The sequence below is a fragment of the Streptomyces sp. NPDC058284 genome, from assembly GCF_042881135.1.
Classification (GTDB): Bacteria; Actinomycetota; Actinomycetes; order Streptomycetales; family Streptomycetaceae; genus Streptomyces.
In genome coordinates, this window is the sequence record NZ_JBHVYE010000008.1 from 85,073 (window position 1) to 107,465 (window position 22,393).

A 22,393-nucleotide genomic window follows, 5' to 3' on the forward strand; every position below is an offset into this window, starting at 1 on the left:
CCGTCCATGGGCTTCGACATCCCCGGCATCGACGTCGACGACCTCAACCCGCTGAAATGGATCAACAAGGCCAACCACGCCTTCGGTGACACCCTCGCCAGCAATCTGGAGTTCCTGGGCATCACCGACCCCGCCGTCGACCCGGACGGCATCCGGGAGATAGCCAAAAAATGGCGAGCCCTGGCCAAGGGCCTGGATGCCGCCGCCCGTGACGCCGAGACGGCACTCAAGGGCCTGGAGTGGGAGGGCAAGGCCGCCAAAGCTCTGCACAAGCGGGCCAAAGCCAGTCGTACGCAGGCCACCGACATGGCCGACTCCCTGCGCAAGGGCGCCAAGGCGCTGGACGACTTCGCCGACGAGGCCCACGAGCTGCTGACCGAGATCGGTGTGATCCTCGCGGAGATCGCCGAGTTCGAGATCGCGAGTCTGGCCCTGTCGGTGCTGACCGGTGGCCTGTCCGTGATCGCCGGCAACCTTGCGGCTGGTGCGCGGGCGGCGAAGGTCGTGGCGCTGATCGCCCGGATCGAGAAGTCCGGGACCCGCATGGCCTCGGTCATCCGCACCGTCATGGAGGCGATCCGCGGCCTGGAGCGGGCACTGAAGGCCCTCGGGGAAATCAAGACGATCGCCAAGGCCGGCAAACTCGCTGGCGACGGCATGAAGTTCGCCGCCTTCGACGCCGCCCTGCAAGATCCTGGCGCCTTCAAAGACCCGGGCAAACTAGCGGAGCTGCTGGCCACTGGTGCCGCCTTCGGCATCGGCGCCGGGGCGCTGGGCAAGGCCCTCGGCAAGGGCCTGGGCAAACTCAAGCCCACTGAACTCGCCAAGCTCAGCCGGTCGTTGAAGCTCGATGGATCGGGCCTCTCCCGCCTCAAACTTCGCCCCGAAGAGTTGCAGAAGCTCCCCGCTTCGATCCGCGCGCTGTTCAAGAAGTGCAAGCTCGACCCGATCGACGTCGCCACCGGCGACATGCTGCTCCCACAGACCGACGTTCAGCTGCCGGGTGCCCTGTCACTGGTTCTGGAGCGCACTCATGTCTCCTCCTACCGCTGGGGAGGATGGTTCGGGCCGTCCTGGGCCTCCACCCTTGATCAGCGTCTGCAGGCCGACGAAACCGGCATCATCTATGCCGCTGCAGACGGCGCCCGCCTTGTCTACCCTCAGATATCTGCCGACTCCTACGTACCCGTGTACCCAGAAGTCGGCCAGCGGTGGCCTCTGACTTGGGACGGCGATGTTGACGGCGCACTACGTGTGACTGATCCGGACACTGGCCTGGCCTACATCTTCCACACGCCGCAGTCCACCGACGACGGCGAGGCGGTTGACCTACCGCTCCAATCGATCGTTGACCGAAACGGGCAACGGATCACCATCAACTACACGGCAGACGGCTGCCCAGAGGAAGTCGTTCACTCCGGTGGATACCGCATCGCGATACAACGTCACCCCGATCTGCCCCGGATCGCAGCGCTCAGTCTCCTCGACCCAGAACGTCCACAATCGGCGGGTACGCCACTGGTCACCTACGGCTACAACGACGACGGGCACCTCACCGAGGTCATCAACTCCTCGGGTCTCCCCATGCGGTTCACGTACGACGAAGAGGGGCGCATCACTTCGTGGACGGACCGGAACGACACGGTCTACGCCTACGAGTACGACGGATTCGGCCGGGTCATTCGCACTGAGGGCAGCGACGGATTCCTCTCCGGATCCCTTACCTACGATGACGCCACCCACACCACCACTGTGACTGACTCCCTCGGCCACAGCACCCGGTACGAACACAGCGAGGCCCTGCAGCTCGTCCGCGAGACCGACCCGCTGGGCAACGTCACGGCACAGGAATGGGACGAGAGCCTCCAACTCATCTCAGTGACCGACCCACTCGGCCACACGACCCGCTACACATACGACGCCCTCGGTCGTGTCACGTCCATCGTCCGCCCTGATGGTCACGAGACAACGGCCGAGTACAACCCGCTGGGTCAGCCCACAACGATTTCCACAGCAGACGGATCCAACTGGCGTCAGGAATTCGACGAACGCGGCAACCGCACAGCTGTCACCACGCCGGTCGGCGCCATCACCCGTTACGCATACAACGCTGCCGGGCATCTCACTTCGATCACGGACGCGCTCGGTCACACCACCCGCGTCCGCTGCGACAAGGCGGGACTGCCCATCGAAATCGTCGACCCGGTGGGGGCAACCACTCGCTATCAGCGTGATCCGTTCGGCCGTACCGTGACCGTCACCGATGCCCTTGGCCGTATGACACTGCTCGAGTGGACTGTCGAGGGCAAGCCAGTCCGCCGTACCGAGCCGGATGGCACTACGGCGTCCTGGGCATATGACGGTGAGGGAAACTGCCTCAGCCACACAGATGCGATGGGCGCGGTCTCGCGGTTCGAGTACACCCATTTCGACCTGCCGACGTGCCGCATCGCCCCGGACGGTACGCGCTCTACCTTCACGTACGACACAGAGTTGCGCGTCTCCCAGGTCACCAACCCACAGGGCCTGACCTGGAACTACCAATACGACCAGGCCGGACGTCTGGCGTCGGAAACGGACTTCGACGGGCGGACTCTCACTTATGCGTACGACCCGGCAGGGTGGCTCGTCACCTCGACCAACGCACTCGGGCAGGTCATCCGATATGAGCGAGACCCGATGGGCCGCGTGTGTCGCAAAGACACCGGCGGAGCAACCACGACCTACGAATACGATCTTGCTGGGCAACTCGTCCAGGTGGCGGGCCCGGACGCCACGCTGGTACGGAAACTCGATGCGGAAGGGCGTGTTCTGACCGAAACGGTCAACCAGCGCACCATCACGTACACATACGACCTCCTGGGCCGCCGTACCAGCCGCACCACACCCACTGGCGTCACCAGCGCATGGAGCTATGACACGGCCGGGCGACGCACCCAGCTGACCGCCGCGGGTCGCAGGATCGACTTCGAGTTCGACCTTGCTGGCCAGGAACTGAACCGCCACATCGGCGAAACACTCACTCTGGCCAACACGTTCGATGATCTCGGCCAACTGGCGACGCAGGCAGCCACCATCGTCGGCGGCCGAGACATCCTGCGGCGCGCCTACGCCTACCGCGCAGACGGCAATCTCATTCGCACTGAGGACGAGCGGAACGGATCCCGCGAGTTCTCCCTGGATGCCGCAGGGCGGGTCACAGCTGTCCACGGAGCGACCTGGAGCGAGCGATACGCCTACGACGAGGCGGGAAACCAGACCCAGGCCGAGTGGCCCGCCGCTCACCCCGGCCAGGAAGCGACCGGACCTCGCACCTACGCCGGCACCCGTATCACTTGTGCCGGAGGCGTCCGGTACGAACACGATGCCCTGGGACGCATCACGCTGCGCCAGAAGATACGCCTCTCCCGGAAACCCGACACCTGGCGATACACCTGGGACGCTGAAGATCGCCTCGCATCCGTCACCACTCCGGACGGCACCGTCTGGCGTTACCGGTACGACCCGCTCGGCCGCCGAGTCGCCAAGCAGTGTCTCGCGGGCGACGGCGAAGCCGTCGTCGAGCAGGTCGACTTCACCTGGGACGGCTCTGTCCTGTGTGAACAGACCACCACAGCCACCGAACTGCCGAATCCGGTCACCCTCACTTGGGACCACCAAGGTCTGCGGCCCATCACCCAGACCGAACGCATCACCTCTACCGACGTACCCCAGCACGAGATCGACTCCCGGTTTTTCGCTATGGTCACCGATCTCGTCGGTTCACCCACCGAACTCATCGACGAAACAGGGGACGTCGCCTGGTTCGCCCGCACGAACCTCTGGGGGACGACGAGTTGGGCAGCCGACAGCAACACCTACACGCCACTGCGCTTCCCCGGTCAGTACCACGATCCGGAGACCGGCCTTCATTACAACTACTTCCGCCACTACGACCCCGAGACTGCCCGCTACCTCACCCCGGACCCTCTTGGCCTCACCCCTGCACCCAACCCCAACGCCTACGTCCAGAACCCCCACACGTGGTCCGATGCCCTCGGTCTCGCACCGCAGTGCCAGGAGGGCCAGGTCCTCGGCGACACCTCCAGTCTGCAGGGGTGGATTCCCACGAAGGTGCCTGGCGAGTCCAAGGCAGTGCTGCAGGACATACGACAGTTCGGAGTCGAAGCGCAAGGGGCTGGGCCGCAGCTCATGGGACCATCAATCCCGCGACCCTTTGAGAACAGCGGAAAGGGCGGGGGTTACAAGCTGCCCGAGTTCGACAGCGCTGGGAAACCGGTTCGCTACACGGAATGGGGCACAGTGCAGTCTACGCAAAATCCGAAACCGGGCGGAGAGCGGATCATTACGGGTTCTGATGGATCGGCCTATTACACTCCCACGCACTATCAGACCTATATCGTCATGGAGGCGGGACGGTGAGTGATCTCTCGTGGTGGGCCGACTCGCCCCCCTGGCTGTTCCTCAACCCCAGCGATTCGCTCGTTCCGGCGGCGGAAGCTCTACCGCCCAGCGGATCGTTCTATGCCGCTCGCATGCCGGGCAGGGAAATGCTCGACGCTGACGGTGTTTTCACCCAGTTCTACGAGCATGTTCACCTGCCCGACTACTTCGGATGGAACTGGAACGCACTGTACGACTGCCTGTCCGACCTGAACTGGATCCCAGCAGCGCGCTACCTGCTGATCGTGGACGACGCCGAGCATGTACTTTCGGACAATCCAAGCGAACGTCCTGATTTTCTGCGAACCCTCTTCAGGGCCGCCGAATCTTGGGCAGCCAAGCCTGACTTGCCCAACCGGAAGAAGGTCACGTTCCGTGTCGTCTTCCTGTGCGCCTCGGAAGCCCGCAATGACTTCAGCGCAGAGATCGCTCGGGCTGAACGCTCACTGTGACGCTGGAGAGGGGGACAGGTGGAGGGATCCTGAGACGAGGTCTTCGCCGCCCTCCTGCGCCTTTCGCAGGGAGACATCTCCACCGTGAAGGACATGGACTGGCAGGAGTGAGCAGAGGCCGAAGTTGACTCACGCCCGAAGGCGGGTTCCGGCGGAGGAACGCGGCCTTGCCCTCGCGCACGGCGTGAACATGAGCCCCAGGTGATCACGTGGCGGAGCGGATCCTTGAACATCCTCAGCGCCCCTCCGATCCGACGCCTGGTCGTTTCAGCGCTGGCCTGCGCGCGACGCCGGCCGCGATGCTGCCGACCAAAGCTTCGAGAAGAGTGCAGGCCTCGTCCAATTCCCCGGAGCGGACCCTCATCTCCTCGCTGGTGGTCTCCAGCGCCAGATCGGTGAGGGTCCGCTGGAACAGCAGCGGCGAGGAGACCCTGGATGTCTTCCACGAAGGCGCGACTCGCATGGCGGTTCACTCCAGTTCGCGTTCCACGTACTTCTCGATCGAATTCCAGATGGGTGAGTGCGCTGGCAAGATGAGCATTCAAGTATTCCCGAACTTGGCGGTTACGGATCAACTCCTCTTTGTCTGACCTTCAGGGCCCGGCGCTCTGCCGAAGCTTCTCCGTGGTAATTCAAGGGAAAGATCATTCGCAATCACCCCTACGGCCGACCTCTGCTCGGGCACCGGACATCGGCTCTTGTACGTGCCGACGGAGCTGCTGCAGCTGATCACAGAGCCATCGAGATCGATTGCGCGACGACTCTTCAAGACGTACGCAACGGCGACTTCGACGGAGACATCCGGGAATAGCGGCCCGGCCTGTTCGAGGAGTAACCCGCAGCATGGAGGCCAGAATGAGAACCTCTCCGTGGTCTCAGTTCTGGTCTCATTCACCCGCGTACAGCACCGCGCCCCGCCCGACCCGACTGCACCGCAGGTCAGGACAGTCTCGTACTCCCAGGAACAGTCGGGCGAAGACTTGGAAAGCGTGTTGGGGGCAACCCCTCACGAGTTCGAATCTCGTATCCTCCGCACCCGCCTGAACAGGCGAAACGAGAACCCCGGTCCGCTGAGCGGCCGGGGTTCTCTGCATGTCCCGGTCTCCGTTCTGGTCCTTGTGAGGTGTCCCATCGGCGCGGCCGGTGGAGGCCCGGCCCACCGCTGCGACGAGCCTCCACTACGATCGCCGATCGTGGACTGGGTCGAGCGCACCACGCAGCTGAGGCAGTGGACGAGGAGTGGGACGCGCGCACCGCACAAGCCGCTCCTGTTCCTGTACGCGCTCAGCCGGTTTCAACAAGACGCCGACGGCGAGCTGCGGTACAGCGCGGTGGAGCAGGATCTGCGGCGGCTGCTCGACGAGTACGGGCCCGGCAACCGGACGACGCCCGCCTATCCCTTCCATCACCTGGTGAGTGACGGGGTGTGGGAGGTGCGCACCGAGCGCGGGCCGGGGAGCCCCGGGACCGGGGTCAAGGAACTGCGGGCGTCCGGCGCCGCGGGGCGGCTGACGCCTCAACTGCGGGCGGCACTGCGGCGGGAGCCGTCCCTGCTCGGCCGGCTGGCACGAGTACTGCTCGACCTGAACTTCCCGCCCTCCCTCCACGGCGAGCTGTGCGAAGCCGTCGGTCTGGAGCTGGAGGGGGCCGAACCCGGACAGCTCTCGGCCGCGCGCAGACAGCGGGACCGGCGGATGCGGGAGATGGTCCTGACCGCGTACGAGTACCAGTGCGCCTTCTGTGGGTACGACGGCAGGATCGGCACAGTGCCGGTCGGCCTTGAGGCCGCCCATGTGCGCTGGTGGGCGTTTGACGGACCGGACGACGTCGACAACGGGCTGTGCCTGTGCACGCTGCACCACAAGCTCTTCGACAAGGGCGTACTCGGTCTCGGTGAGGGCCATGGCGAGGGCCACCGCATCCTGGTCTCACAAGGCTTCGTCGGGCACAGCACCGCTGCCCGCGAGCACGTCATCATGCTCGCCGGCCGTCCGGTCATCGGCCCCCAGCCGGGCGTCCGCCCCATCGCCGCCACCCACCGATCCTGGCACACCAGCCAGGTCTTCCACGGCAGCCCACGCCCCGCCACAACCCCCTGACCGCCGATCCGAGGGTCGCCTCAGTGCACCGCCGCCGGAACACATGGCGCCGGAGAGGCCGCGTGAAGGAACGGGCCGGCGAGCACGGGCAGTGACCACTGCGCGTCTTCGTGCTCGACCGCGAAGCCCTGTCCCTGGCCGTGCGCGGCGACCGGAGGATGATCGCGTAGCTCGACACCGTCTTCACCTCGGACGCAGACGACTGGGAGAAGCTGGTCCCGGACGCGATCGTCGTCAGGAAGGTCTGACCCGGCGCTCCGGTCTCGGTCCGCACCCGCCCGTCAGGTGCACGCCGCCCCGCCCTCACCGCCACCGCCCTCCTGAAACATCGTATTTCGGTGACTCAATTTCTGTGTTCGCGGAGTGAGGGTTTAACGAGCCGGGCGCGAAGGGTTTTTGGCGCCACCGGTAAAGCGGAATTATTCCCCGCCCACGGGCCGCCATGACGTGCTACTGTCGTTCTAGTTGCAGTTGTGGTTCCCGAAACTTCAAGTGCTCCTGGTCGCATACTGTGACGAGGGCGCTTTTGTATTACCGGTCATTTCCGGCGGGGTGATCATCGCGGCGACACGGTTTCCGCAGACGCGGATTCCGGTGTACTGCCCCAAAGGAGATTGACATGACTAATGGCACCGTGAAGTGGTTCAACGCGGAAAAGGGCTTCGGCTTCATCGAGCAGGAGGGTGGCGGCGCCGACGTGTTCGCCCACTACTCGAACATCGCCGCCCAGGGCTTCCGCGAGCTGCTCGAGGGCCAGAAGGTGACCTTCGACATCGCGCAGGGCCAGAAGGGCCCGACGGCCGAGAACATCGTTCCCGCCTGACACTGACGCGCACTTTGTAGCTGGGGCCCGCATCCTTCGGGGTGCGGGCCCCAGCTGCATGCATTTCCCGCAGTGATTTCACCTGCGGGCCGGGACGGCACACAGGAGCCGTCCTCCTCAACCGTACGCGGCAGCCCGCCCAGGGACACGGAAGTCCCTCTCCACGGCACCGCCGCAGTCGACGCCCAGGATTCCACGTCCTCATCGCGTCACTCAGCGCAGCTTCGCATCGAACGAAACGTTCGCCGGACGACTGCCCTTTTGATTTTACCCTCGGCTCATTCTTGCAATTCTCTGCGCTGTTCATCGCTGCGGAATTCCTTGATATGCGCCGCATTGAGGAAGGTTCCCGCATGAACCGCACACGTACGAACGACCGTTTCCCCCGCACCCGTAATGGCGGTCCCGACACGGGAAAGAGCGGCGGCCGCTTCGGCTCCTCGGCCCCGCGCCGCTCCGGCGGTCACGGCCGTCGGCCCGTCGCGCCGCAGGGTGAGTTCGCCCTTCCCAAGACCGTCACCCCCGCGCTTCCCGCGGTGGAGTCCTTCGCCGATCTCGACATGGCGGCGCCGCTCCTTGCCGAGCTCGGCAGGCAGGGTGTGGCCGTCCCGTTCCCGATCCAGGGGGCGACGCTGCCGAACTCTCTCGCGGGCCGTGACGTCCTCGGCCGCGGGCGGACCGGCTCCGGCAAGACGCTCGCCTTCGGCCTCGCCCTGCTCGCCAGGACGGCCGGGCAGCGCGCCGAGCCCGGCAGGCCCCTGGGCCTGATCCTCGTACCCACCCGCGAGCTCGCTCAGCAGGTGACCGACGCGCTCACCCCGTACGCCCGCTCCGTCCGGCTCCGGCTGGCCACCGTCGTCGGCGGGATGTCGATCGGCAGGCAGGTCGCCGCGCTGCGCGGCGGGGCCGAGGTCGTCGTCGCCACTCCCGGCCGGCTGAAGGACCTCATCGACCGCGATGACTGCCGGCTGAACCAGGTGGGCATCACCGTGCTCGACGAAGCCGACCAGATGGCCGACATGGGCTTCATGCCGCAGGTCACCGAACTCCTCGACCAGGTACGCCCCGAGGGCCAGCGGATGCTCTTCTCCGCAACCCTGGACCGCAATGTCGACCTGCTCGTGCGCCGCTACCTGACGGACCCCGTGGTCCACTCCGTCGACCCCTCGGCCGGCGCGGTCACGACGATGGAGCACCACGTGCTGCACGTCCACGGCGCCGACAAGCACACGGCCACCACCGAGATCGCCGCCCGCGACGGCCGCGTGATCATGTTCCTGGACACCAAGCACGCCGTCGACCGGCTCACCCAGGACCTGCTCAACAGCGGCGTACGGGCCGCCGCACTGCACGGCGGGAAGTCGCAGCCCCAGCGCAACCGCACCCTGACGCAGTTCAAGAGCGGACACGTCACCGTGCTCGTCGCCACGAATGTCGCCGCCCGCGGCATCCACGTCGACAACCTCGATCTCGTCGTCAACGTCGACCCGCCGACCGACCACAAGGACTACCTCCACCGCGGCGGCCGTACCGCGCGCGCCGGTGAGTCCGGGAGCGTCGTCACGCTGGTCACCCCGGCCCAGCGCCGCGGCATGGTCCGCCTCATGTCGGACGCCGGGATCCGCCCGCAGATCACCCAGGTCCGCTCCGGCGAGCAGGAACTGCACCGCATCACCGGCGCGCAGGCTCCCTCAGGTGTTCCTGTCGTCATCACCGCGCCGGTGGTCGAGCGCCCCAAGCGGGGTGGCTCTTCGCGCGGTCGTCGCCGGCCCGCTTCGGCGGCGCGGCGTGCGTACGCACAGCAGCAGGGCACTGCCGGCCGACAGCAGGGCACTGTCGACGCGGCTGCGTAGAACCTTCGTCATCAGAAGCCGACCCATTGCCGCAGGAGGCACCCTTTGACGCTGGTTCAGACGCAGGTCCGCCCGACGGGCACCGGCCACGCGCCCACGGCGCTGGACGACGACGCGGAGGAAGCAGGACCGCAGGTCTGGGCCGACATGACCGTCGAGGACGCCCTGTGCGTCATGGTCGGCGCTCGCGTCAAACGCCTGGTCGTCTGCGACGAGGACGGCAAGCGCATCGATCTGGTCACCCTGTCCGGGCTCACCGTCGTCCGCGACGGCTCCGGATACACGGACCGGCTCCGTCTCCGTGACATAAGAGCCTGTCTTTGAACCCCCGTCGTCCGCGCGAAGCGCGGGCGCAGCGGCGGTCGGTGCGTGCGCCGAGCGTGCGTGCCGGGCGCCGGGGCGCAGACGGGGGTTCAAAGACAGGCTCTAAGCGCCGGGGGCGAGCACTTCCCCCCGCTGTCCCTCTGAAGCACCTCACCGTCGTCGTCCCCTCCCCTCTCCCCTTAAGAGGTCCCATGCGCTGTGTCATCGCCCGCTTCCCGTTCGACCTGACCAAGAGCGGTGTGCTCGAGACGATGAAGGGCGTCAAGCCCGAACCCGTCACCGGGCAGTCCGTGATCATCGGGCGGCGCCACTACCCCGTCAAGCAGGTCGGCCAGGTCATCACCCGCCAGGACCCCCGCGACTTCAGCGCGGGCGAAGTACTCCGGTCCATGGCACAGCTCGGCTTCACCTGCCGCACGGCCGCCGCACCCGCCCCCGTCCCGGCAGCCGCCTCCGCGGCCGTGCTCAGCCGGGTCCAGCGGGCCTCCGCCATGCTGGGCAGCCCCATCTCCGCCTGATCACCGGGCAGCAGATGGAGCGGTAGTTCTTAGGGGCCCTGGTGCGTACCGCACCAGGGCCCCTCCATGTGACCGGTCAGCGCCTCACTTCCCGCCCGCCTGCCCGCCCGCCTGCCAGAGCGGGACCGCGGGGGCGGTGCAGGAGATGACGGCCGCCGGGGACGGCAGGCGCACCTGTCACGTATCCTCCGCATTCGCCCGTCCGGGCAGTAGCCGAGAGCCCGGTGGGGCGAGCACAAAAGGGTGGACGACTGGTGTCTCCGAGGTCTCTGGTGTCACGGCTGGGCGGCCGGTGTTGGGGGGCCCTCGTCCGGGAGTGGCGCGTGGTGGTGGTCGGGCCGGTGCGGGGGCTGCGGGCGCGCGGCCCCGCTGGAGTCGTACTCGCGGTCGTCGCTACCGTCGCGGTGGTCGGGCTGCACGAGTTCCAGCAGACGGACACCGGGGCCGACGTGGTGCGTGTGATCAGTGAGGTGCGGGCCGACCAGCCTCTCTGGCTCTCCCTGCTGCGTACGCCCGTCTCGTTGTTCGTGCCCGCGGTGGATCTGCCGGCCTGGGGCGGGCTGCCCCGGTTGTTCCTGGCGTTCGCGCTGGCCGAACTGGTCTTCGGACGCATACACACCTTGGCGGTGGCCTACACCGTCACGCTCGCCGGGACGCTCGGCGCCCGCGCGATGATCGCTCTCGGCCCCGGCCCGCTCGGACTGCCCGCCGACGTCGCGCACGCGGTCGACACCGGTGCCTCCGCGGCGATCGTGGGGCTCTACGCCTACACGGCCGTGGCGTTGCGTGCGCCCGTCCTCTTCCTCGCCGCGGTCGTCCCGACGGTGGCCGGTTCGCTCGCCGACCCGGATCTCGCGGGCCGCGAACACCTCGTGGCCGTGACCGTCGCGATGGGGCTCGCAGCGGTCCCGCGCTTCCTGCGCCGGACCGGTCGGTCCGTGGGGGTACGGACATCCGACCGTTGTCAGTGGGCGCTGACAGAATCGGGAACTGCGACCGATCGATGCCGACCGGTCGTGCCGGCCGGCCGTTCGGGCCCGTCGGGCCGGGTCGTTCAGGAGGTCGGGCATGGCGATTCTCGACGCGGAGGAACCGCTGGCGGTCGCGGTGACCGGGGCGATCCGGGCCGGTGACCTTCCCGGGCTGCGCCGGCTGCTCGCCGCGCATCCCGCTCTGGCGTCCACGGGAATCAGACAGGCCGGTGAGGCCGCGGGGACGCGCAGCCTCCTGCACATCGCCACGGACTGGCCGGGGCACTTCCCGGCAGGGCCTGAGGTCATCGCCGTCCTGGTGGCGGCGGGCGCCGACCCCAGCGCCCGGTTCGTCGGGGCCCACACCGAGACCCCCCTGCACTGGGCCGCGAGCAATGACGACGTCGCGGCGCTCGACGCCCTCGTCGCCGCCGGTGCGGACATCGAGGCGACCGGCGGCGTCATCGCGGGCGGCACACCGCTGGCGGACGCGCGCGGATTCGGCCAATGGCGTGCGGCGCGGCGGCTGCTGGAGCACGGGGCGAGGACGACGTTGCAGGACGCGGCGACGCTGGGGTTGCTCGACCGCGTGGCGGCCCTTGTCGAGGGACGCGGTGACGAGGAGTCGAGGCCACCCGACGCGGACGACATCGCCGCGGCCTTCTGGGGCGCCTGCCACGGCGGACAGCTCGCCACCGCGCGCCATCTCCTCGCTCGGGGCGCCGACCTCCAGTGGGGCGGGTACGACGACATGACACCGCTGGACATCGCCACCGAGGCCGGCGCCGAGGACGTCGTGCGGTGGCTACGGGGGCAAGGGGCGCGGCGGCGGAGGGAGTTGGCCTGACCCGGGAGGCCGGCCTGCGCTCCTCGAAGCGCACGCCTTCGCCAGGCGACGAGAGGGGGCGGCAGGGGGCCTAGCACCACCCCCCGGACACCGGATCACCGTATGTCGCCGGGCCGGTGGGTACGGGAGCATGTAGGCCATGAGCGACAACACGCTGCCGTACGCCGCACACGTCACGCACACCGCACACGCCACGCACACCGCACCCTCCACGCGCCCCGCACCGACCACGGCTCCTGCAACCGCACCCGTACCCGCCCCCGGCTTCTGGCGCGCGCCCTTCGCCGCCGCCACCTTCCGCGAGATCGGGTACGTACTGGTCTCGCTGCCCGTCGCGATCGCGGGATTCACGTTCGCCGTGACCATGTTCTCCCTCAGTGCGGGCCTGCTCGTCACCGTGCTGGGGCTGCCCGTTCTCGCCGCGGCGCTCACGGCGGCGCGCGGGCTCGGTGGTGTCGAGCGGCGTCGGGCCGGCGTGCGGCTCGGGCTTGCCGTCGGGGGGCCCGGAGCGTTCGACCGGCCTCGGGAGAAGGGGTGGTGGGCCGGGGTCAGGGCGCGGCTCGCGGACGGCGCGGGCTGGCGGGCGCTGCTGTTCCAGGTGGTCATGTTCCCCTGGCGGGTGCTGAGTTTCGTCCTGACGGTGACGTTCTTCGTCACCGGCTGGGTGGTCGCGCTCTTCCCCACGTACTCCTGGGTCTTCCACCGGTACGTCGGCTGGCCCGGCTACCGCCTCTACGACTTCACCTCCGGCGGCGAGCGGCACGCGTACTACATCACCTCGCCCGCCCAGATCGCCGGGGTCGCCCTCATCGGCGCCGTGCTCGTCCTCCTCACCCCGAAGCTGGTCCGCGCACTGACGAACGTCGACCGCGCGGCGGTGCGCTCGCTGCTGGGCTGACCCCGGACCGCCGCACGAACACCGGCCACCCACTACGGGTACGAGTACGGGAACCAGTGCGGATACCAGTACGGGAACCAGTACGGGCACCAGTACGGGAACCAGTACGGGTAAGCCCCACCCCCACGAGCACGACCGCCATCCCCACGACCACCCGCACCCCGATCTCCTCACCGAGCACGAGCGCCCCGAGCACGAGGGAGACGACCGGCAGCAGATAGCCGACGGTGGCGGCCGCGGTGGGCCCCTCGTCAGCGATGAGGCGGGAGTTGAGGTGGAAGGTGACGCCCGTGCCGAGCGTGCCGAGGAGGACCGCGGCGACGATCCCCGTAAGGGTCGGGGATGAGGCGGCCACCGGCACGGCGGGCAGGGCGAGCGTGGTCAGGCCGGTCGCGGTGAGCAGCTGCGCGGCGGAGAGGGCGAGCGGGGCGGAGCCGCGGCCGACGAGGTGGCGGGCCATGTAGGCGAAGGCGGCGGCGTAGCTGACAGCGGCGGCGAGGAGCACTAGCGCGCCCCAACTGGCGAGCCCCGTCCGCTGCCAGGGCGCGAAGATCAGCAGCGTCCCCGCGAAGCCGAGCAGCAGACCGGCGAGACGGAGCGGTCCGAGGCGGCGCTCGGTGCGCAGCATCAGGCCGATGGCCAGGGACCACAGGGGTGTGGTGGCGTTCAGGACGCCCGCGACGCCCGAGTCAACGCTCTGCTCGCCGAGGCCGAAGAGGAAGAACGGCAGCGCGTTGCAGAAGAACGCGGCGACGACGAGATGCCCCCAGACCTTGCGGTCGCGCGGCATCCGCTGCCCGGCCGAGCGGGCGAGGACCAGCAGGACGCCGGCGCCGAGAGCGCATCGGACGACCGTGAGGTGCAGGGGCGAGAGGCCGCCGCTCAGGGCGAGCTTGATCCAGAGGAAGCTCGACCCCCAGAGCAGGGCGAGGACCGCCATACGGACGTGGGTGGCGCGGTGGCCGGGACCGCTGGACATGGCTCGCCTCCTGATGATCCTGCGCTGCTTCTGCTGCGGGTCTGCCGCTGTTCTGCTGCGGGTCTGCCGCTGCTTCTGCTGCTGCTTCTGGTGCTGCTCCTGACGTCTTGTACGGTCCCGTGAGCCGAGCTGTAAGACAAGCGAAAAGATCCGGATGCAGAATTAAGCTGAGCTGCACGCTCTGCTGCATACTGGGCTGATGCTTGATATGCGGCGCATGCAGATCCTGCGGGCAGTGGTCACCAGCGGCTCGGTCACCGCCGCCGCCCGGAACCTCGGGTACACGCCCTCGGCCGTCAGCCAGCAGATGGCCGCGCTGGAGAAGGAGGCGCGCATCGCGCTCCTGGAGCGGACCGGTCGCGGCGTGCGGCCGACCGAGGCGGGGCGCCTGCTCACCGAGTACGCGACGGTCATCGGCCGGCACGCGGCCGAGGCGGAGACCGCACTCGCCGAGCTGCGGGCGGGACGCACGGGCCACGTCTCGATGCGGTACTTCGCGACGGCGGGCGCCCCCCTCGTGGCCCCCGCGCTGGCCGCGCTGCGCCGCGAACAGCCTGGCGTACAGGTGGAGTTGAAGCTCTTCGAGCCCACCGATCCGGTACCGGAGGTGAAGGCGCGGCGGGCCGACCTGGCGCTGGTGGTGCGGCCGCGGGACGCCGCCCCGGTCGACGGGATCCGGTTCGTGCACCTGCTGGACGACCGGTACCGCGCGGTGCTTCCCGCGGGCCACCGGCTCGCCGAGCGGCCGGTGGTCGACCTGACGGACCTCGCCGAGGAGCCGTGGATCGCGGGCGAGACGCCGGGCCCGTGCCTGGACCCGGTCATCGACGCCTGCGCCGCAGCTGGTTTCAGCCCGGACTTCGTGGTGGAGAGCGGCGACTACGCCACGGCACAGGGCTTCGTCGCCGCGGGGCTCGGCGTCAGCCTCGTCCCCGAGCTGGGGCTCACCGGCGGGCACCGGGCCGACGTGGTCGTACGGGAGGTCAGAGGACCCGAGCCGGTCAGAGTGATCCAGGCGGCGGTGCGTGCGGCGTCACCGGTTCAGCCGGCGCTGCGGGGGTTGTTGGGGGCGTTGCGGGAGGCGGTGGAGGGGCTGGGCGGGGAAGGGGCCGGGGCGGGCGCGGCGGAGGGCGTGGCGGAAGGCGCGGCGGAGGGCATGGCCGCGGGCGCCGCCCGGGGCACCGGAGCCGCGTAGCAGTGGAGGGTGACCCGTTGCCCCGGCTCCCACTCCTGCTCGACGATGGCCAGCAGCTGCCAGCCCATACGTTCGTAGAGCGCGGTCGCCGAGGTGTCGGTGGAGACCACGTCCAGGACCGGGTGCAGGCCGCGCGACCGGGCCTCCCGCACGGCCCGTCCCAACAGCAGGGCGCCGATGCCGTGCCCGCGGGCGTCCGGCGCGACGAAGAGACGGCTGACGACACCGGCCGCGCCCGCCCCGCCAACCTCGCCCGCCTCTCCGGGCCCGCCTGCCTCTCGCGTCCCGCTAGCCTCTCCGGCCCCACCAACCTCTCCCGCCCCAGCCAACCCCGCACGCTCGCTCCACAGGGCGGGCGCCTCGTCCGTCGCCCCGGGGCGGGAGAGCCCCACGTGCCCGACGATCCTCCCGTCGACCTCGGCCACCCAGGCGCCGAGCCCGCCGCAGCCCTCCAGCCATTCGCCGGGCCGCGGGGGCCAGTTGAGGGGGTACCCGTCCGCCTTGTGGACGCTTGCGAGGACCCCGACGCAGGCCTCCAGATCACGCTGACCGGAACGTTCCCGCAGCCGGAGAACAGGGTGGCCGTCGGCCGCGTCGGCGGCACGGTCTCGTCTCATCGGAGCATCGAACCACAGCGGCGGTGGCGAGACAGGCGACCTCCCCAACTCCCCCACGCCGAACCACCCTTGACCCTCAACTCTCGGCCCTCAACTCTCGGCCCTCAACTCTCGGCCCTCGACCCTCGACCCTCGACCCTCGGCCCTCAGCCCTCAGCCCTCAGCCCTCAGCCCTCAGCGCTACTGTCAGGCCAGCGTGACGAGTTGACGGTAGTCGGGGCTCCACAGGTCCTCGGAACCGTCCGGGAGCAGCAGCACACGGTCCGGCCTGAGCGCGTCGATGGCGCCCTCGTCGTGCGTCACCATCACGATCGCCCCGGGGTACGTCCCCACGGCTCCCAGCACCTCGTCCCTGGACGCCGGATCGAGGTTGTTGGTGGGCTCGTCGAGCAACAGGACGTTGGCGCCCGAGTGGACGAGACCGGCCAGCGCGAGCCGCGTCTTCTCGCCGCCGGAGAGGACGGCGGCAGGCTTGTCCGCGTCGTCCCCGCCGAACAGGAACGAGCCGAGGACCCGCCGCACCTCCCCGTCGGTGAGGTGCGGGGCCGCGTCCGCGAGGTTCTCCCGGACACTCTTCTCGCCCACCAGGGTGTCGTGCTCCTGGGCGAAGTACCCGAGCCGCAGCCCGGGGCCAGCCACGACCCGCCCCTCATCCGGGAGTTCACGCCCGGCCAGCAGGCGGAGCAGCGTCGTCTTCCCGGCGCCGTTGAGCCCGAGGACGACGAGCCGGCTACCCCGGTCGACGGCCAGGTCGACACCGGTGAGGACGCGATGGGACCCGTACGCCTTGGTGAGGCTGATCGCGCCGAGCGGCATCCGGCCGCACGGCGCGGGCTCGGGCAGCCGGATGCGCGCGACCTTCTCGCCCCGCCGCACCGGCTCCGTGCCCGCGAGCATGCGCTCGGCGCGCCGGTCCATGTTCTTCGCGGCGGTGGCGGTGGAGACGTGCGAGCGCATCTTGTCGGCCTGGGCCCGCAGCGAGGCGGCCTTCCGCTCGGCGTTGGCGCGTTCACGGGTACGCCGGCGCTCGTCCGCGGCACGCTGGGCGAGGTAGGTGTGCCAGCCGGTGTTGTGCACGTCGATGGCCGCACGGCGCGGATCGAGGTGGAAGACGCGGTTGACGACGTCGGCGAGGAGACCGGTGTCGTGGCTGATGAGCACGAGACCGCCCGGATATCCGGCCAGGTATCCGCGTAGCCAGCCCACCGAGTCGGCGTCCAGGTGGTTGGTCGGCTCGTCGAGGAGCAGCGTTTCGTGCTGCGAGAACAGGATCCTGGCCAGCTCCACCCGGCGCCGCTGGCCGCCCGACAGATCGCCGACGGGCTGGTGCAGGGAGCGTTCGGGCAGCCCGAGTCCGGCGGCGACACGGGCGGCCTCGGCCTCGGCGGCGTAACCGCCGCGCGCCTGGAAGCGGTCGTCGGCGCGGGCGTAGGCGGCCATGGCCCGCTCCTGGGCGGCCGGGTCCCCGGCCTCCGCCATGGCCTCCTCGGCGGTACGCAGCGCCGCCACCGCCTCGTCCAGGCCGCGGGCGGACAGGATGCGGTCGGTGACGGTGACGGCGGGGTCGGCGGCGCCCGGGTCCTGGGCGAGGTGGCCGACGGAGCCGGAACGGGTGACGGTGCCGTCGGTGGGGGCGGCGCGGCCGGCGAGGATCTTCATGAGGGTGGTCTTGCCGGCGCCGTTGCGCCCGACCAGGCCGACGCGGTCGCCGGGGGCGACGTGGAAGGAGACGCCGGACAGCAGGAGGCGGGCACCGACGCGCACGTCGGCACCTCGTACGGTGATCATGAGGTAACGCTCCGCAATAGCGAATGGACACACGGGTGACGTGGAGGCGTGTGTCCTGGCTAGGAGATGCGGGGCGTAGACATGGCTCCGAGGTTACGTTCCGCCCGGCCGGGCCGCACCCGAATTTCCGCGCGGCGGGATTGCGATCTCCGCGCGGCGGGATTCCGCGGTGCGGCGGGATTCGCGGTGCGGCGGCGCCGGGCAGGCGGGTGCGTCACCCCGCCACGCGATCCCGCCACCCCGATCCCCCCACCCGACCCCCGTCACCCATCCACCGCCACCCGACCCCAACGACCCCGTCACCCAACCCCCGACACGAACCCGTTCGGGCGATTCGCGCGGCCCGACATGGACGACACCAGCCGACTGCCGCCCACTTCCAGCCCCGCACCCCGCCGACACCTTTCCGGTTTGTCCCGCTTTGCAGCGGCATTTCCCAGACTCGCACTACGTCGCCATGGCTGCGCCCGGAGAGCCTTCACCGGTAGGCTTTCCGTGTGATCTTCAAGCGCATCGGAAACGGCCGGCCGTACCCCGACCACGGCCGGGAAAGCACCCGGCAGTGGGCGGATGTCGCGCCGCGCCCGGTCCGCCTCGATCAGCTCGTGACGACCAAGGGGCAGCTCGACCTCGAGACCCTGCTCGCCGAGGACTCCACGTTCTACGGCGACCTCTTCGCGCACGTCGTGAAGTGGCAGGGCGACCTCTACCTGGAAGACGGGCTGCACCGCGCGGTCCGCGCCGCGCTCCAGCAGCGCCAGGTGCTCCACGCGCGCGTACTCGAACTGGGCTGAGGTACCGGTCCACCCAGGCCCGTACACCCTGCCCGCACCCCCCTCAGGACCACATTGACCCTTTCGGGTTGGACTGAGCCCCGGGTAATGATCATTTAGTAGGCATCGCCGCCCCACCGCACTACGCTGCGCCCATGAGCATGCTCACTCCCCCCGGCATGGGCGGCGAATACCGCATCACGGGGGACAAATATCCACGGATGCGCCGTCCCGACGGGCGTCGCAGGATCGTGCTCGCGGTCATCGCGTCAGCCGCCGTCGTCGGCCTGATCGGCTGGGGCACGCTGCAGCTCATCGACGTCTTCACCGGCGGCCACAAGGCCTCGGCCGCGGGCGCCACGACCGGGGACTGCGACCGTAAGTCCGCCGCGTCCTCCGCGCACGACTCCACCCGCGTCTCGAAGTCAGGACCCCGGCCCGAACCGCTGCCCGAGCCGGGCCGGATCACCGTCAACGTCCTCAACGCCACGCCCCGCGGCGGCCTCGCCAAGAGCACGGCGGACGAACTCAAGAAGCGCGGCTTCAAGGTCGGCAAGGTGGGCAACGCGACGAAGGAGTACGACAAGAAGGTCAAGGGCTCCGGGCTGCTGCTCGGCGCCAAGTCGGCCGTCGGCACCGCACTCCCCGTGCTCGGCACACAGCTCGCGGGCGCCGAGCTCAAGTCCGACGGCCGCAAGGGCGGCGAGGTCGACCTGGTCATCGGCGCGCGGTTCAAGAACCTGACGAAAAAAGAGGACGCCGACAAGGCCCTGGCCGCACTGGCCAAGCCCAAGCCGACGTCCACGCAGTCGGGCAAGAAGAACTGCTGAGGCAGTAGGAGCTGCTGAGGCTCCAAGAACTGAGGACTGCTGAAGCGAGCCGGTAATCCGCCGCTCCAGTACTCCGCCGCTCCAGTACTCCGCTACTCCGTCGCCCCGTACATCCGGTCCCCCGCGTCCCCGAGCCCCGGCACGATGTACCCCTGCTCATTGAGCCGCTCGTCGACCGAGGCCGTCACGACCGTCACCGGCGTCCCGGCCAGCTCGCGCTCCATGATCTCGACGCCCTCGGGGGCCGCGAGCAGCACGACGGCGGTCACGTCGTCGGCGCCGCGCTTGATGAGCTCCTGGATCGCCGCGACGAGCGTGCCGCCCGTGGCGAGCATCGGGTCAAGGACGTACACCTGACGCCCGGAGAGGTCGTCCGGCATGCGCGTCGCGTACGTGGAGGCCTGCAGCGTCTCCTCGTTGCGCACCATGCCGAGGAAGCCCACCTCGGCGGTCGGCAGCAGCCGCACCATGCCGTCGAGCATGCCGAGTCCCGCGCGCAGGATCGGCACGACCAGGGGCCGCGGGTGGGAGAGCTTGACGCCCGTGGTCCTGGAGACCGGGGAGTCGATGTCGACCTGCTCGGTGCGCACGTCCCGGGTGGCCTCGTACGCGAGCAGGGTGACCAGCTCGTCGGCGAGGCGCCGGAAGGTCGGGGAATCGGTGCGCTTGTCGCGCAGCGTGGTGAGTTTGTGCGCCACCAGCGGGTGGTCGACAACATGCAAACGCACAATACCTCCAAGGGTCTGAACAGCAATATGGCCGCTCACAGCGACCCTTCAGACCAGGCTACCGGCGCTGAGACGGTACGCCTCGCTCGTGGGGCCCCCGCCCTACGCAGAGGGCGGGGGTCCGGGAAGCGTAGGACGTGCCGGGCCCCCGCAGGATTTCCCGTTCTGGAAATCCGAACCCCTTGCCCCACCCACGCCGCCTCGCGACGATCAGACGAGACGCTCCGTCCACGGGAAGGGACCGCTCGTGAAGGTGACCATGCTGGCGACGACATGCGACAAGAAAGACTGCCCGTCGATCTACAAGACCGAACGGGGCACGATCCTCGTACAGGGTGAGACCCCCGTGGGACACGGGCTCAACATCCCCGGACACGAACACCTCGTAGAGATTCCCATGGAACTCATCCGAGAGGCCTTCGGTGGGCAGCTCTAGCCGCTCCCTGGGCGACCTGTTCGACAACTTCCGGCAGGAAGCGTTCCGGCTCGAAACCCTCGACGACTACAGCCAATCCGGGAACGTCGATGCGTACCGGCTGTACCTCGACGGCCAGCCGCAGCCTGCCGACTACAACGTCGATTGGCTCGATGAGATCCGGACCTATGTCGGCTCAGGGCGCCGCATGTACCGCGTCCACATCCTCACGCGGCCGCTCACCCCGTACCTGCGGTTCGAACTCGGGTGGGGCTACCGGACGAACGCCACAGCCGGTGAAGAGTTCTTCATCCTCGACATGACCGACCAGCCAAACCCTCTCCCCAAGGGTGTGGGGGACTTCTGGCTCTTCGACTCGACCACTCCGGCACGCTTCCGCTACAGCCGTGATGGCAAGTTCCTCGGGTCCGATGTGCTGCCGGATGACCGTGGGCCCGAGTACGTCACTTACCGGGATACAGCCCTAGCTCACGCTGTCCCGTTCGCGGACTGGTGGGCAAAGTACGGGGAGTGAACCGTTCAGAGCTTGGTGCGGCGCTACGGGCACTACGGCAAGCCTCGAACAAAGAGGCCAAAGTCGTTGCCCGTGGCGCTGTCATGTCTGCCAGCAAGTTGAGCAAGATCGAGACAGGTAAGGCCTCAGCCACCGCTGATGACGTCAACCGCATCCTGACCGCTATCGCCGTCTCAGACGACGTCAAGGCCGAGTACATGGATGCCGCGCGGGCGGCAGCAACAGAAGCCACAGCTTGGCGTCTCATCCAACGTGCAGGACTCCACAAGGCGCAGAGACAGTTGAGAGCTCTTGAAGCCCGTATGACGCTCCTGCGGCTTTTCCAACCCGCCCTAGTGCCTGGCCTGCTCCAGACCCCCGAGTACATGCGGGCAATTCTGTCCCGGCACGATGATCTGACAGAGGATACGGTTCGTCAGACCGTGAGCGCGAGGCTTGAACGGCAAGAGGTTCTGTACGACGAAGGCAAGACCCTACGGTTCGTGATCACAGAACCCGTTCTTCGGTGGCTGATCGTGCCACCCATGGTCATAGTCGGGCAGCTAGACCGGCTCATCTCCGTGTCACGACTCCCGAACATTGACGTCCTCCTGGTGCCTCTCGCAGGTCCAAAGCACGACGTTCCCAACCACGCCTTCGTGGTCCGTGACGACAGCGCGGTGACGGTAGAGACCGTTCACGCGGAAGTTGTCGTGACCGACCCGAGAGACGTTGCACTGTACGTCGCCAAGTTCGATCGGTTCGCTGCCGACGCTCTTAAGGGCAACGACATGAGAGCCCTACTGACATCCATCAGGGACGACCTTTTGCAGCAACGGGAAAGCCGCTAGAGACAGTTAGCCAACCGGCTCACGATGGTTCCCAGCGAATCGAGACGCGGGGAGGCCACATCGTGACCCAGAAGCAACAGACCTACAGCGGACTGACAGAGCTTCCACCGGAGCCCCGTGCAGTGCCCGGCTGTAAACACTGCTTGGGTCTCTGCAACAAACGAGAGAACGTCAGATCCACCGCTAACTACAGTGCCGTATCTGACATCAATGTGGAACTCCGACAGCATCACGATGCTGATCACAGGTGAGCCTCGTGGACATCGATATGCAGAGCTGGCGGGACAGCCTCAGGACAGCGGATAACGCCAGTAACGCGCTCCGAGAGGCGCTCACCGCGCTAGGGCTTCCCAAGGAATTCTGCGACGGCATCCGACCCATGGTGAGCCGTCCTCAGGGGCATGCCTACGTTCAGGTGCCCACGCTCAAAGCGGAGCACGTGGAGGGGATGGCGGAAGCACTCCGCGCCCTCCAA

20 protein-coding genes and 1 pseudogene are annotated in these 22,393 nt (G+C 68.5%); 17 read left to right on the plus strand and 4 right to left on the minus strand.

Features of this window, described 5'->3' with window-relative positions; genetic code table 11:
- Positions 1-6: 6 nt before the first annotated feature.
- From ACFVYR_RS13965 to ACFVYR_RS14015, 11 genes are all read left to right on the plus strand, one after another.
- Positions 7-4,422, plus strand: a complete 4,416-nt coding sequence (locus tag ACFVYR_RS13965) for a DUF6531 domain-containing protein (RefSeq protein ID WP_384255994.1) — start codon at positions 7-9, stop codon at positions 4,420-4,422.
- A complete protein-coding gene (locus ACFVYR_RS13970; protein ID WP_384255992.1) occupies positions 4,419-4,895 on the plus strand; it encodes a barstar family protein in 477 nt (158 codons plus the stop codon). Before ACFVYR_RS13965 ends, ACFVYR_RS13970 begins: the two co-directional genes overlap by 4 nt.
- A 209-nt stretch (positions 4,896-5,104) precedes the next feature.
- Positions 5,105-5,485, plus strand: a complete 381-nt coding sequence (locus ACFVYR_RS13975) for a hypothetical protein (RefSeq protein WP_384255989.1) — start codon at positions 5,105-5,107, stop codon at positions 5,483-5,485.
- Positions 5,486-6,088: 603 nt separating this feature from the next.
- Positions 6,089-6,994 (plus strand): phosphorothioated DNA-binding restriction endonuclease, encoded by a 906-nt coding sequence (locus tag ACFVYR_RS13980; protein ID WP_384255987.1) that lies wholly within the window; start codon positions 6,089-6,091, stop codon positions 6,992-6,994.
- A gap of 619 nt (positions 6,995-7,613) precedes the next feature.
- A complete protein-coding gene (locus ACFVYR_RS13985; protein WP_384255984.1) occupies positions 7,614-7,817 on the plus strand; it encodes a cold-shock protein in 204 nt (67 codons plus the stop codon).
- A gap of 353 nt (positions 7,818-8,170) precedes the next feature.
- The gene (locus ACFVYR_RS13990) at positions 8,171-9,670 is read left to right on the plus strand and encodes a DEAD/DEAH box helicase (protein WP_384255982.1); all 1,500 of its coding nucleotides are present in this window, start codon (positions 8,171-8,173) and stop codon (positions 9,668-9,670) included.
- Positions 9,671-9,715: 45 nt separating this feature from the next.
- Positions 9,716-9,994 carry a CBS domain-containing protein gene (locus tag ACFVYR_RS13995; RefSeq protein ID WP_384255979.1) on the plus strand — a complete coding sequence of 93 codons (279 nt, stop codon included), beginning with the start codon at positions 9,716-9,718 and terminating at the stop codon, positions 9,992-9,994.
- A gap of 191 nt (positions 9,995-10,185) precedes the next feature.
- The gene (locus tag ACFVYR_RS14000; protein ID WP_384255977.1) at positions 10,186-10,512 is read left to right on the plus strand and encodes an SCO5918 family protein; all 327 of its coding nucleotides are present in this window, start codon (positions 10,186-10,188) and stop codon (positions 10,510-10,512) included.
- Positions 10,513-10,835: 323 nt separating this feature from the next.
- Positions 10,836-11,645: a hypothetical protein gene (locus ACFVYR_RS14005; RefSeq protein ID WP_384255974.1), complete on the plus strand. Its 810-nt coding sequence runs from the start codon at positions 10,836-10,838 to the stop codon at positions 11,643-11,645.
- Complete coding sequence (locus ACFVYR_RS14010; RefSeq protein ID WP_384255972.1) at positions 11,581-12,330, plus strand: ankyrin repeat domain-containing protein; 750 nt, start codon at positions 11,581-11,583, stop codon at positions 12,328-12,330. The genes ACFVYR_RS14005 and ACFVYR_RS14010 overlap by 65 nt, the downstream gene beginning before the upstream one ends.
- 139 nt (positions 12,331-12,469) lie before the next feature.
- Positions 12,470-13,228 (plus strand): sensor domain-containing protein, encoded by a 759-nt coding sequence (locus ACFVYR_RS14015; RefSeq protein ID WP_384255969.1) that lies wholly within the window; start codon positions 12,470-12,472, stop codon positions 13,226-13,228.
- Here ACFVYR_RS14015 and ACFVYR_RS14020 read toward each other — a convergent pair.
- A complete protein-coding gene (locus ACFVYR_RS14020; protein ID WP_384255966.1) occupies positions 13,161-14,207 on the minus strand; it encodes a DMT family transporter in 1,047 nt (348 codons plus the stop codon). The two genes, ACFVYR_RS14015 and ACFVYR_RS14020, sit on opposite strands and share 68 nt — an antisense overlap.
- A gap of 199 nt (positions 14,208-14,406) precedes the next feature.
- On the opposite strand from ACFVYR_RS14020, the gene ACFVYR_RS14025 reads away from it, so the two are divergent.
- Positions 14,407-15,402, plus strand: a complete 996-nt coding sequence (locus tag ACFVYR_RS14025; RefSeq protein ID WP_384255964.1) for a LysR family transcriptional regulator — start codon at positions 14,407-14,409, stop codon at positions 15,400-15,402.
- Here ACFVYR_RS14025 and ACFVYR_RS14030 read toward each other — a convergent pair.
- Together ACFVYR_RS14030 and ACFVYR_RS14035 are read right to left on the minus strand one after the other, a co-directional pair.
- Positions 15,393-16,019, minus strand: a pseudogene (locus ACFVYR_RS14030) (GNAT family N-acetyltransferase); the annotation flags it as partial. The gene ACFVYR_RS14025 and the pseudogene ACFVYR_RS14030 overlap by 10 nt on opposite strands.
- A 186-nt stretch (positions 16,020-16,205) precedes the next feature.
- Complete coding sequence (locus ACFVYR_RS14035) at positions 16,206-17,807, minus strand: ABC-F family ATP-binding cassette domain-containing protein (protein ID WP_384255961.1); 1,602 nt, start codon at positions 17,805-17,807, stop codon at positions 16,206-16,208.
- Between the two features lie 497 nt (positions 17,808-18,304).
- Here ACFVYR_RS14035 and ACFVYR_RS14040 point away from each other — a divergent pair, with 497 nt between their 5' ends.
- Both ACFVYR_RS14040 and ACFVYR_RS14045 read left to right on the plus strand, forming a co-directional pair.
- Positions 18,305-18,601, plus strand: a complete 297-nt coding sequence (locus ACFVYR_RS14040; RefSeq protein ID WP_003955420.1) for a type II toxin-antitoxin system VapB family antitoxin — start codon at positions 18,305-18,307, stop codon at positions 18,599-18,601.
- A 134-nt stretch (positions 18,602-18,735) separates the two neighbouring features.
- Complete coding sequence (locus ACFVYR_RS14045; RefSeq protein WP_384255959.1) at positions 18,736-19,410, plus strand: LytR C-terminal domain-containing protein; 675 nt, start codon at positions 18,736-18,738, stop codon at positions 19,408-19,410.
- A gap of 92 nt (positions 19,411-19,502) precedes the next feature.
- On the opposite strand, the gene upp is transcribed toward ACFVYR_RS14045, so the two are convergent.
- Positions 19,503-20,138 (minus strand): uracil phosphoribosyltransferase, encoded by a 636-nt coding sequence (gene upp / locus ACFVYR_RS14050; protein WP_384255956.1) that lies wholly within the window; start codon positions 20,136-20,138, stop codon positions 19,503-19,505.
- A gap of 247 nt (positions 20,139-20,385) precedes the next feature.
- Between upp and ACFVYR_RS14055 the strand changes: the two genes are divergently transcribed.
- From ACFVYR_RS14055 to ACFVYR_RS14065, 3 genes are read left to right on the plus strand one after another with little or no spacing between them, the layout of a single operon-like run.
- A complete protein-coding gene (locus ACFVYR_RS14055) occupies positions 20,386-20,574 on the plus strand; it encodes a hypothetical protein (RefSeq protein ID WP_384255954.1) in 189 nt (62 codons plus the stop codon).
- On the plus strand, positions 20,561-21,088 hold the full coding sequence (locus ACFVYR_RS14060) for a DUF6879 family protein (RefSeq protein ID WP_384255951.1): 528 nt from the start codon (positions 20,561-20,563) through the stop codon (positions 21,086-21,088). The genes ACFVYR_RS14055 and ACFVYR_RS14060 overlap by 14 nt, the downstream gene beginning before the upstream one ends.
- Positions 21,085-21,918 carry a helix-turn-helix domain-containing protein gene (locus tag ACFVYR_RS14065; RefSeq protein ID WP_384255949.1) on the plus strand — a complete coding sequence of 278 codons (834 nt, stop codon included), beginning with the start codon at positions 21,085-21,087 and terminating at the stop codon, positions 21,916-21,918. The genes ACFVYR_RS14060 and ACFVYR_RS14065 overlap by 4 nt, the downstream gene beginning before the upstream one ends.
- The last annotated feature ends 475 nt before the right edge of the window (positions 21,919-22,393 follow it).